11 protein-coding genes are annotated in these 11,217 nt (G+C 52.4%); 3 read left to right on the forward strand and 8 right to left on the reverse strand.

The features are described 5' to 3' along the window. From QGG23_03535 to QGG23_03560, 6 genes are all read right to left on the reverse strand, one after another. Window positions 1–1,516: hypothetical protein (locus QGG23_03535; GenBank protein MDP6048498.1), on the reverse strand; the 1,516-nt coding region annotated here is incomplete at its 3' end. A 424-nt stretch (window positions 1,517–1,940) separates the two neighbouring features. Then, entirely contained in the window at window positions 1,941–2,543 is a 603-nt protein-coding gene (locus tag QGG23_03540) for a hypothetical protein (protein ID MDP6048499.1), read from the reverse strand. A gap of 5 nt (window positions 2,544–2,548) precedes the next feature. After that, window positions 2,549–3,124 carry a hypothetical protein gene (locus QGG23_03545; GenBank protein MDP6048500.1) on the reverse strand — a complete coding sequence of 192 codons (576 nt, stop codon included), beginning with the start codon at window positions 3,122–3,124 and terminating at the stop codon, window positions 2,549–2,551. A 264-nt stretch (window positions 3,125–3,388) separates the two neighbouring features. Continuing rightward, window positions 3,389–3,925 carry a CDP-2,3-bis-(O-geranylgeranyl)-sn-glycerol synthase gene (locus tag QGG23_03550; GenBank protein ID MDP6048501.1) on the reverse strand — a complete coding sequence of 179 codons (537 nt, stop codon included), beginning with the start codon at window positions 3,923–3,925 and terminating at the stop codon, window positions 3,389–3,391. Next, window positions 3,883–4,563 (reverse strand): ATPase domain-containing protein, encoded by a 681-nt coding sequence (locus QGG23_03555; GenBank protein ID MDP6048502.1) that lies wholly within the window; start codon window positions 4,561–4,563, stop codon window positions 3,883–3,885. Before QGG23_03555 ends, QGG23_03550 begins: the two co-directional genes overlap by 43 nt. 97 nt (window positions 4,564–4,660) lie before the next feature. Further along, window positions 4,661–4,846 carry a hypothetical protein gene (locus tag QGG23_03560; protein ID MDP6048503.1) on the reverse strand — a complete coding sequence of 62 codons (186 nt, stop codon included), beginning with the start codon at window positions 4,844–4,846 and terminating at the stop codon, window positions 4,661–4,663. Window positions 4,847–5,137: 291 nt separating this feature from the next. Here QGG23_03560 and QGG23_03565 point away from each other — a divergent pair, with 291 nt between their 5' ends. After that, window positions 5,138–6,349: an MFS transporter gene (locus QGG23_03565; GenBank protein MDP6048504.1), complete on the forward strand. Its 1,212-nt coding sequence runs from the start codon at window positions 5,138–5,140 to the stop codon at window positions 6,347–6,349. Window positions 6,350–6,421: 72 nt separating this feature from the next. Here QGG23_03565 and QGG23_03570 read toward each other — a convergent pair whose 3' ends face one another. Beyond that, a complete protein-coding gene (locus tag QGG23_03570) occupies window positions 6,422–7,444 on the reverse strand; it encodes a fumarylacetoacetate hydrolase family protein (GenBank protein ID MDP6048505.1) in 1,023 nt (340 codons plus the stop codon). 328 nt (window positions 7,445–7,772) lie between these two features. Then, a complete protein-coding gene (gene ggt / locus QGG23_03575; protein ID MDP6048506.1) occupies window positions 7,773–9,377 on the reverse strand; it encodes a gamma-glutamyltransferase in 1,605 nt (534 codons plus the stop codon). 107 nt (window positions 9,378–9,484) lie between these two features. Here ggt and QGG23_03580 point away from each other — a divergent pair, with 107 nt between their 5' ends. Beyond that, window positions 9,485–9,733: a hypothetical protein gene (locus tag QGG23_03580; protein MDP6048507.1), complete on the forward strand. Its 249-nt coding sequence runs from the start codon at window positions 9,485–9,487 to the stop codon at window positions 9,731–9,733. A 46-nt stretch (window positions 9,734–9,779) separates the two neighbouring features. Beyond that, entirely contained in the window at window positions 9,780–11,045 is a 1,266-nt protein-coding gene (locus tag QGG23_03585) for an MFS transporter (protein MDP6048508.1), read from the forward strand. Window positions 11,046–11,217 lie beyond the last annotated feature (172 nt).

Genomic DNA, 11,217 nt, shown 5'->3' on the forward strand with positions numbered 1-11,217 from the left:
TATCAGCAGTGTATACATCACCAGTAACATCCGCGCTATCGGTAGAGTTAGCCCACATAACGGTTACAGCGGTTGCATCCGTTTCAAGGAAGCCCTCACCGGTTAGCGTTAAGTTTTGACCGATTGCAACCTCGATTGGTGACCCAGACAGAGACGTGTCTTCAGTTACCTCGTAGGAGGTAGACATCGAGTTGGTTGCGTCTGTAACGGTCACTGTGTAAGAGCCAGCGGCCATGCTTGGTACGTAAAACGTATCGGATAGGAACTCGTTGGCGGCTATACTGCCGTTGTGTATAACGAGTGTATCACCCATTGTGACGTTATACTTTCCACTAGCCTCGAAGCCAACTCCGGATACGACTACACCAGATCCTACGTCTCCAGAACTCGTGCCTAAAGTCATAGACATGAGACCTATCTTGTAGGTGCCTGTATCGCTCACACCGTATACTAGATCCTGAGCAGTTACCACGTAAGTAGTGAAGACAGCTGATGGAACCGTAAGGGTTGCACTGAATGTACCGTCAGCTTCCACATCGGCAGTTACTGATGATGTGGCAAGGGAGACGGTTATATCACTGCCTTCTATCTGGGTGAAGTTAACCCCGGTCACGGTGACCGTGGTTCCCGGGACTCCGTGAGTCGGTGAGACCGTTATCGTAGATTCACCGCCATTGCCAATCGTGAAATTGGCGTAGGCCGTGTATGTGCCGTCTGTGACAGAGATGGGGTATTTGCCCTCACCTGCGGAGGGTATAACGACAGTTCCGGTGAACGCTCCGTCATCGTCTACGGTGAAATCATCATCTGTGATGTTCATGATATTTGCGGCTAAAGCTACTGCTGAATTCCATGCGACATAACCATCTACAGCGGTCTCATTGATTTCGACATCCGCAGTAAAGCCTCTCCCCGTGATTGTAACTTGGTAACCTTCGGGGCCCTCATCCTCTGTGAGGGTAATAGCTGCGCCGATCGTGAAACTATGAGTGGAAGTGTTATTGCCATCTGTCACGTTGATTGTATAAACCCCATAATTAACATCGGGAACGTCAAAGGTGATTGCGACACCACCGTTTGCATCTGTCTCCGAGTTATTTACTATTGGGTTGGTGTAAGTAGCATTCCAGAAGGTGGTGTTTACGTCTTCTTGATCAGCGAAAAAACCTGTAATGGTAACGATGAGATCGTCACCAGGTATCCCACTGTCAATATTTAGGTCAATCTCTGGACTGACAGTTATGGCTTGAGACATTGCATTATCAACGGTGTCACTCACCCAAATATAGGAGGTGCCAGCCGGTGTATCGGGTACAAGAACATCCATTTCATATGTTCCGTCGTTGGCGACCGTGGTTGTGTTTAGAACTGTGCCACCAGTCACTAGGTCCCAGTAAGCTGAGACTGTAGAGCCTGGAACAGAGGATGCTGCACCACTAATACCGATAATATCTCCAACTTGGACAGTAGTATCATCGGGAACTACGGTTGTGGCTAAGACAGATATGAATGGCATAGCGAACGAAAGGGTTAGAATTGTTAGTACGAATATTGATAAAATCTTTTTAGAGTATTTTTTCATTTTTCTTTTCACTCTTTATTTATCGTTCGAGCCAGAGATGAATTATACTCAAAGAGTAACCTCCACCCTACTCGACGATTGGTTGAAAAGCATAAATCGATTACTTAAGTCTATGTCTACAGGAACCTATCCTGTGTATACAACACACGCAAAAAAATGGTTGAAACAGGAAAGAATAGGGGTTGCAGAGTAAATATAGGGTCTTAGCATCCATATAAACTGGTATAAAAACCCTAAGCAAGACCTATACTCCTCATATCCCATAAAATAGAAGGATTAAAAGATTTAGGGCTTTAATAAATACGTTAAAACCAACCCCAATTGAGATAAAAATTAACAGGTAACAATAAACCCTGATTCACCGTCTGTTATAGGTATGAAAAACCCTCTTGAAGCTCAACTTTGCGAGACCCCTAATAAAGTGAATCTCATCCTTCTCGTAGCCTAGCGGAGCCATAAGACCTACAACATAGCTAACTAAGAGCTCTGTCATCTCCTCGGAGAGGGAGAATGAGGCAAACCTTAGCTCAACTTTCATCTCGTCGTGCGTCATCTCAACCTCGTCAAGGTTCCAGGAGACCTTCAACGCCCCTCCGATCACGTCGATAGCATTCTCACCGAAAAGGGTCCGGAGATACTCCCCGTTCCATCTCCCAGCCTCGTCCCAGTCAGAAAGAGTAACCTCCTTTTCAGTAGAGTATAAGGCCTTAACTACCTTATCGAGAGTCTGGCGGGGAACTTGGATCGCCCCGGCAGCAAGCTGGACCCGGTGAATCCGGTGTGATTCAACGGCCTCACCTAAGGGCATCAAAATGTCCTCGGCTCTCAGGGCCTCCTCGAGGTTCTCCGCTGAGTACGCAGCCAGGGACAGCCCCTTTCGGGTAGCCGCCCGCTGGAGCCGGTCCAGCAGCTCCTCAGGCAGAGATAGGAGTTTATTATCAGACGTTGTCTCAGGGATCATCATGCTCACCGTGGGCTCGTGAAGGTGAGCCGAATCATCCCTTTACTATTCTCAGTCTCTGTATGCTCCCAGCCGAAAGTCTCCATGACTCCCCTAATGAAGAGGCCATGCATCTCGGTGAACCCGTCGGTGTACATCTCCCCAACGCAGGAGATCACGATGCGCCCCCCATTCTGCTTCTCGATGCTGGTGACAGGTTTCCCCAAGGAGAGAAGTTCCAAGGCACTCTTGAAGGAGGGTACAGGATCGCCCCCCTTATCAGCAAAATACCTTCCATACCACCTGCCAGTCTCATGCCAGATCTCAGCGAGCTCATCCCTGGCCTTCTCATAGGCGAGCCCTACCACCTCGTACAGAAGCTTTTCTACGGTGAAAGTAAAGCCCAGGGTCTTGGCCTTCTCAATCTTCTCCCGGTTTTCGATGATGTTATTGAGACTGAGTCCCATTCCATCCGCTCGGAGCACCTGCTCAAGGATCTCGTTAAGCGTGCTATAGACCGTAGAGCCCCGCCTCTTGGCGATCTCGACGAGCTTGTTGGCGATTTCTTCATCAGCGGCAAGCATCTTTCTTCTGGATGACAAGGGCCTGTTTCACCTCAGGAGGGCCTATGGCCCCCATTATAGAATGCAGTGGGTGATGTCCTCAACAACCTTGCCGGTATCCTCATCGTCAACCGACCCTCTGACAACGAACCTGGATAATCTACCCCCGATTGATTATAAAGCTATAGATTATAACAAGAAGGTGATGCACCAATATAGTAGTCCTTCCCTAGCAATCATATTAGCCCCTCCGCGTGCGGTTGGTTACTGATACGGATATAGGGAGTACGGAAATGCACGCGGTTACCATGGATTGCTCTTAAGTTTGAGAGTCCAAGCTACTATATTGCTGAGGTAGTGGATAGGGAGAGTCGCGATTAGGATCCCTACGGCCTGATCCCATCTGGGCGCCTGAGCAGTAAATCCAACAAGGATCACTGCGAAGACGATAAACCCCATCTGATCGGCGATGGGGAGGAGTGCTCCCGGCTTAAGATTCGCTCTCCTCTTGAAAAAGGACACGATAAGATCGCCCCCGATCGCTCCGATGGAGAGTAGGGCGGCCTTGAGTGGGCTCCCCTGAATTAGACCAATGAGGAAACCAGCTGCGAGACCAGAGATAGTCCCCCGGAGGGTCTTATGGTTCCCGAAGAGGGGCTTTCCGTCGACCCAGTTCTTGCCCTTGTCAAGGGGGCCATCGCCGCTCAGCACCACAGGGGTTGCGTTAGCTATGTAGGCGGGGAGGTAGATGTAGACGGTCTCCGCGAACCAGGTCAAGAGAGGGAGGTTCATGGTATTTAGGCCTCCTCGATGCCGGTCTCCCCCAGTTTGAATCTGCATGACCTCTGCTCATCTCCGGGTTTCTTGAGGATCGCCTGGCGTACCCCCTGCATTGAGGTGGTCTCAAGCTTTAGGATGGTGTCTGACCAATATCTTAGGAGTCTCTGGGCCACAGGCTCCACCTCCGGGGGGTCTCTATCCAAGATGCTGTGGACCTGCCCTGTGACGAGTATTGCTGAGTCTTTGATTTTAGCGGTCTCTGAGAGAAAGCCCAACTGCCGATTAAGCTCTTTATTAGATCTAAATGTCCTCTCAGAGCGCCCTGTCTCGAGGCGGTAGGGCCCTGTTATTGAATCGACTACGATGGGAATATTCCCGTTGTGAAGGAGGTCGGAGAGGCTCTCAATGGTCCTGCCCTGCTCATGGAAGCTCATGGATCTCCAGATGAGCAGGCGCTCCAGGGCCTTAGGGTCCTTGGTGATCTGGGTTAGCCGTCGTGTAGAGAGCTTGTTATCTGAGTCGATGTAGTAGGCCTTAGCCCAAGGGTCTCTCTCGAGGTGTCTTACCAGACTTGTGAAGGCAATAGTTGTTTTCCCCGTAGAGGCCTCACCATAGATGAGGGAGACGGATCCGTACCTGAACCCTCCCCCCAGTAGATCATCTAGCGGGGATAAGCCTGTAGGGAGACGTCGTTCCATCTAGGGTCATGTTGGTAAGCGTTCACGTGTTTATATAAAAGTCGCTTTCCTGCTGGATGCCGGTTCAACGCTCTTACCATTGTCCTTTATCTGTGAGTTAACGTTCTTCAGAGTCACCGCGGTCGTTCTCTAGGGGGAGGCGACGCAGGTAGCTACCACCGCTGATCCCCTGAGCAGTTATGCCTGCTTCGTCGAAAGTAATCCAGTAGATATTCTCGAGGATATGACAGGCGATGAATGAGTAAATTAGAGATAGAGGGGGTAGGCGTATCATAAACTCCAATGCGGATCTGTAAAGCTTTCAACGAGACAGTTCAAGATGAAATATCCGGAACATGATTCAGGGAAAACCCGATTTGAAGCATGTGGCGATTGATTCTGATCCTAGGATTGACAACGTCTTAGCCCTTCCCTCGACTTTCAGCCCCCCAGAGTTACGCATTGAGAGTCTCACTATTGTCGCCAATAACGTGAGTCTTGCCAGGGGATCTTCCCGTAAAGGTATGGAGGTCAATCATTTTAGCTGTTGCCGACGGGGGAATCCGTTATTATCATCGGTGGATCATCTTGATCTGTGGAGGGAAATGGTTCCAGAGGGCGAGCTCTCCTCGTCCTATCAATCTCCCTATTCCTTGGGCTCACGTTATGGTTCAGCTCTGGTACGGTTACCTCCCAGTTAGCATCCGTCTTTGATGCCTCAGGGCATGGTAGGGCTCTCTTGGGCGTGGGGCTCACCGGAGGGTTCGTGGTGGGATGTTTAGTTTATGCCTTCCTGAACGTGGCAGACGTCTATGACGCAAGGAGTGTTTACGTGGCCTCCGCGTTGGCAGGGGGGCTTGCTAATGGGGTCGCTGCTTTGGGGTGGTCTTTGGGGGTGGTGATTCTATTCCGATTCTTGACGGGTTTCTTCCTAGCAGGGGTCTACCCCGTGGGTATGAAGCTAGCGGCCTCCTGGTTTCAAGAGGACCGGGGGTTAGCGCTGGGAGTGATGGTGGGTGCATTGACCCTAGGTTCTGGGCTTCCTTACCTGATAGGGATGCTGGGGTTCCCGGGCTGGAGAGGTACCATGCTTGCATCGTCAGGGTTGGCGGGTTTAGGGGGGTTACTAGTCGGGCAACTCTTCCGGGAAGGGCCTCATGGGGTGGGGGCCGTAAATTTTGAGGTGGGTAAATTTGCGGAGATACTGGGGAACGGAGCTCAGAAACTAGTGTTCGTAGGTTATTTCGGACACATGTGGGAACTCTACGCAATGTGGGTCTGGGTGCCAGTGTTCCTGAGAGAGTCGTATCTTGGGGCTTATCCGAGTTCGGACCCCATGGGGTTCGTGTCAGTAGGGGCTTTCCTGGTGTTCCTGTTCGGGGCGGTGGCTACGGGAGTAGGGGGGAGAATCGCGGACTCATGTGGGCGTACAGTTTTTACGGGGGGTATTCTGGGCTTGAGCGGGCTGATTTCCCTGGTGATAGGTTTTTTTTTCGAATATCCGTATTTAGCGTTGGCTGTTGCAGTGGCGTGGGGAGTAGTAGTGATTCCTGATTCACCACAATATTCGGCGATGGTGGCAGAGTTGGCGGAGGAGGGATATGTAGGGACGGCATTGACCCTGCAGATGGCCTTGGGATTCCTTTTGACGATCTTCTCCATCCGGATGGTGCCGTGGTACGTTGGGATGGTTAAGTGGCGATATGGGTTCACGATTTTGGGTGTGGGCCCTCTGGTGGGGATCGCCTCAATGTACTTTTTGAGAAGGCATCCGGACTCTGTGAGGATTGCAGGTGGAAGGAAATGACCAGCCAGCTGGGGTTTACCCTTCGCGCAGGGTCCGCAACGATGTTTTATTCCAGAAATGGTTTATGGGTGGCTATTCCCCCACAATTTCATACCTTAGAATCCCAATGGAGGGGATCTCACACTCCAGGACATCCCCAACATCAAGGTACCCGTTGGGCCAGCTGCGGGCTACCCCGGCCACTGTCCCTGTAGAGATGATGTCCCCAGGCTCTAAAGTGGTTCCATTAGAAAGGTACTCAATGATCCGGGGTATCCTGATGATCATCGTGGATAGATCCCCGTTTTGCCTCGTATCCCCGTTCACCCGAGTTATGAGTTTCATGGGCGGGTCGTAGGGGTCTGGGACCTCGTCACGGGTTAGTATGCATGGGCCCATGGGACCGGCATTGTCCATTCCTTTCCCTTTAGTCCAGTTGATGTCGTTCTTGAATAGCCTAAAGTCCACGTCTTGGGGGAACCCCTGGTCCCGAGCACTCACGTCGATGAGGATGGTATAACCCGCGATATGATCATATGCTTCCTCCTGAGAGATGTACTTCCCCTGCTTTCCTATGACCACCGCGAGTTCGCACTCATAGTCCATCTTGTCTGTTGCCCGCACCTTGATTACGGGCCCTTGGGGGCCCACCACTAGCCCGGGGGGTTTTTGGAAAATATCGGGGACACTCAGCTTCATCCCTTTGAGCCTTATTATCTCCGCAGCCCTTGCCTTAGGATCCTTTATACTCTCTGTCGCATGGCCGTAGAAGTTCACTGCAGTACAGTACAATTTCCCCGGTGAAGGAATAGGTGCTTCTAGCCTTACCTCTTCAAGCTTAAGCCAAAGTCTCTCTCCATCTAGGCCCTCTTTGTCCCCAGACTGGTCCGCCATGTACTCGAGGGTCGCCCTCGCAGCCTCCATAGCCACCTCTCCGCCAATTAGGAAGGCTCTCATCGATGGCGGGATGAGGCCAAGGGCCAATATGCAAGCGTTCATCCTCCCGTGTGCCTCCCTCAGGTACACAGCATAAGCTGAGGTAAGATCTAACACCTTGGCGCCCACGAGGGCCCCGATTCTCTCCTCGGTGTGCATCTTGAATGTAACGAGCTTCATATGGTAGAGCTAGAGAAAGGTCGGTGTATATTTGCTTTCAGATAAAGTGGATCTCAGTTCGCGCGTGGTGATAGCAGTAAAGAAGACTTTGCTCACGCGGCTATACGCTGTCATGTGCGTCCTGTCGTATTGATCAATGAGACTCTCCATCTAGAGGCTTATGACGACGAAGGCAACCATGAAGCTGCTAGAAGATAGGCCCATGGAAGCAACGAAGAATATTAGTCCCAACATAAGAATAGGGCTGGATCGGAAAATACTCTTCTCTCTTGGGGGACCGCCTTAGATAAATGAGAGGATGCCAGGGGGTGGTTAGTAAATTGGGCCTTCACCAGCCAACTGCCTGGCCATCGGCCCGGGAGTCGGAGCCCGCGCATAGAATCCCTGTTTCAGGGTCCCTGAGGATGATCTGACCTCTCCCGAAAGATACACGGGTGTACCCAGAGGCGGGGACCACCTTGTGGCCCAAACTTGTGAGGGCGGCTATGGTCTCCGGGGCAATCCCCTCTTCGAGGAGGATGTTGCCCCCGCTGGTGCCGTCAACGATATTGAAGCGAGGGGCATCGAGGGCCTCTTGGGGGTTCATTCCGTAGTCCACCATATTCACCACAACCTGAACGTGACCCTGGGGCTGCATAAAGCCCCCCATTACTCCAAAAGGACCGTGAAGAAGCCCGTCCCTGAGCATCATACCAGGGATGATCGTATGGTATGGACGTTTTTCGGGCTCCAATCTGTTGGGATGGCCCTTCTCTAAGGTGAAATTGGCTCCTCGGTTCTGGAGGGTAAACCCACAGCCCTTGGGTATAAGGCCCGTCCCGAAGCCCATATAGTTGCTGTTGATGAAGCTGCACGCGTTCCCTTCACCGTCCACTGTGCAGAAATAGACAGTGTCCGATCCTGCAAAGGGGCTCCCCCTCCCAACGGTCACTAAGGCTGCGGCGGAGTTTATGAGCCTCCGGCGCTCCGCTGCGTAGCCCTTGGAGATGAGTTCATCTATCGGGACGTGAACGATGTCAGGATCAGCAATGTACCATCTGGCGTCGGCGAAGGCGATCCGCATCGCCTCTATGAGAGTATGGAGGTGACTGACGCTGGAGTGCTTTATTCCCTCCAAGCTATACCCCTCAAGGATGTTTAGGGCTATCAATGCGGTGATCCCCTGGCCGTTGGGGGGGATCTCTACCACTTCGGTGCCTTTGTAGTCAACGCTAATGGGATCGGGGAATGTACTTTTGTGGTATTTGAGGTCTTCCGTTGTCATGACTCCACACTTAGAGTCTAGGAGCTCTACGATCGCCTCGGCGATCCGGCCCTCATAGAAGCCCTGCTTCCCATGATCGGCGAGAGTGCGGAAGGTCTGGGCAAGGGTTGGGTTCCTCATGAGCTCTCCTGTTCGGGGGGCCCGGCCGTCAATTAGCATCTCCTCGGAGTGAGGACCCGACTTGAGGCTCGATACTCCAAGGGCCCACGCCCTGGCTGTGAGAGGGGCAACGGGGAATCCGTCCTCCGCGAGTCTGATGGCCGGCTCCAACACTTTGCCGAGTTCCATGGTGCCGAAGCATTCTAGGGTGTCGACCCAGCCTGCTGCGGCCCCAGGAACGGTGACAGTATAGACCCCATTCCGAGGCATCGTGTCATATCCCAAGTTGTATAGAAGATCTGGCGTGAGGGCTGCAGGGGATCTACCGCTGCCGTTGAGACCCAGCACCCGCCCTTTCTCGGCGTGGTAATAAAGACAGAAACAGTCCCCTCCGATACCCGTAGAGGAGGGCTCGGTGACGTTGAGGGCCGCTGCGGTGGCGACAGCAGCGTCCGCAGCATTGCCACCGACCTGGAGGATATGCAGGCCCGCCGCAGAAGCGAGGGGCTGGCTTGAGGCTACCATACCATGGGTGGTGTAGACGGGGCTGCGCCTTGAGTCAAACTTCATAGAGGGGGGGACGTTCTTTGGGTGTGATAAGCTTGGTGGTTATGAGGAGTGGATAGAAGGGGAGGTTCCGGGAGATTAGAGGCGAGGCTATATATGATCCCTGTGACGTGGGGGGAGAGCCCAAAGCTTGTCCCGAACGCCTAGAGCCCCTCCCACGGTGGGCCCCCATCTGCACCACGGAAAAGGAAATTCCCTCCACGTTGAAGACCACCTACAGGACACCCGCCGCCATAATGGAGGCCACGATGGATTTGTACGTTAAGAAATCTATGGAACACAACTCTAGGTTATGGATTGGAGAAGGATTAAGGCATAATATTACTTTTTATGGACTAACCCGGCACAACAATCATTAAAGGGGAAGGGGAAACCGACAGAAAGAAGTTCTGAGGGTTGCATGACATGACAAGTAAATCCTATTTTCGCATCACAAAGGATGTTTTCTCTAACAGGAATATCCTCACCATCGCCCTAACCACCTCGGCGTTTACCCTCATGGAGCAGGGCTGGCGCCCCTTCTGGAACCTCTATCTCAAGACTGAGCTAAACGCATCCATCCCCGCTCTAGGCCTGCTTGCAATGATCCAGTCCTCGGAGCGCCTCCTGTTCCAGCTCCCCGGGGGGCTCCTAGCCGATAGATTCGGCCGCCGGAAGATCATAGTTTACGGCACCGCGCTGCGGATCATCCCCCCTCTAATATTCATTCTAGCCGCTGACTGGCGCCACATTATTCCTGGGCTCCTAATAAATGGGGCCGCGAGCATCTACATGCCAGCGTATAACGCCATTATTGCTGACAGTCTCCCCGAGATGCAGCGGGGCGCTGGCTTCGGGGCGTTCCGGATGATCATCTCAATCCCCAGAATCGTCTCCCCCATCATCGGTGGAGTGGTTATGGATGCCCTAGGTTATAGGAAAGGAGTCAGAGTATTCCTTTTCCTTACAGTCATTGTCTCTATCATTGTGACAGTGGTAAGGAGTAGGGTCATTACCGAGACCTTGGTGGACGACAAACCTAAGATCACTAAGGAGGAAAAGCGGGGCATGCGTGCGTCACTCGCCGAGAAATTCAATCTTCCTAGATCCATGTGGATTATGGTGGTGGTCGCCGTAATGGGGAGCTTCGGGGTTCGAATGGTTCGGGAGTTCCTCCCCATCTATGCAGTTGAGGTCGTGGGGATCACAAACACCCAGCTCGGCCTTGTCCAAACAACTGTGGGACTTATCACTGCGGCCATGGCACTCCCAGGGGGAATGTTCGCCGACCGCTACGGGCGAAAGCCTCTCATCCTCGCATCTAGAATAATAACCCCACTCACGATGGGCGCGATCACCCTCACATACAACTTCCCCACATATTATCTCGCCCGTTCCCTGAGCAGTGTCGGGGACGCCCTGGGGGGTGGTGCCAACAACTTCGCTGGGGGGCCCGCCTGGGATGCCCTTGTCACAGACCTCGTGGAAAAGTCAAAACGAGGGACAGTGATGGGCACCATCGGAACCGTCACTGGAATATTCGGTGCCCCTTCCTCTATAGTAGGGGCATGGCTTTGGCAAACCTATAGTCCCAACCTCCCCTTCCAGCTAAGTATGGTCTTTGGGCTAATAGGCGCTGGGATCTTCGCCTTGGGAGTCAAGGAGCCAAAAAGAAAGAAGACCTTAGACTGACGGATGACACCAAGTTCAGACACTCGCGTGTACAAACATCATATGTGGATTAATATCAACCTGTATCAGATTTCCTGCGCGCGATATAAACGGAAAAAGAACGGTCCCTATTTACCCAATAAAAAAACAGGAGATCCACCGATAATAATGAAACGAAGAAGGAACAAGGGCC

This window comes from Candidatus Bathyarchaeota archaeon (assembly GCA_030739585.1).
Taxonomy (GTDB): Archaea; Thermoproteota; Bathyarchaeia; order TCS64; family TCS64.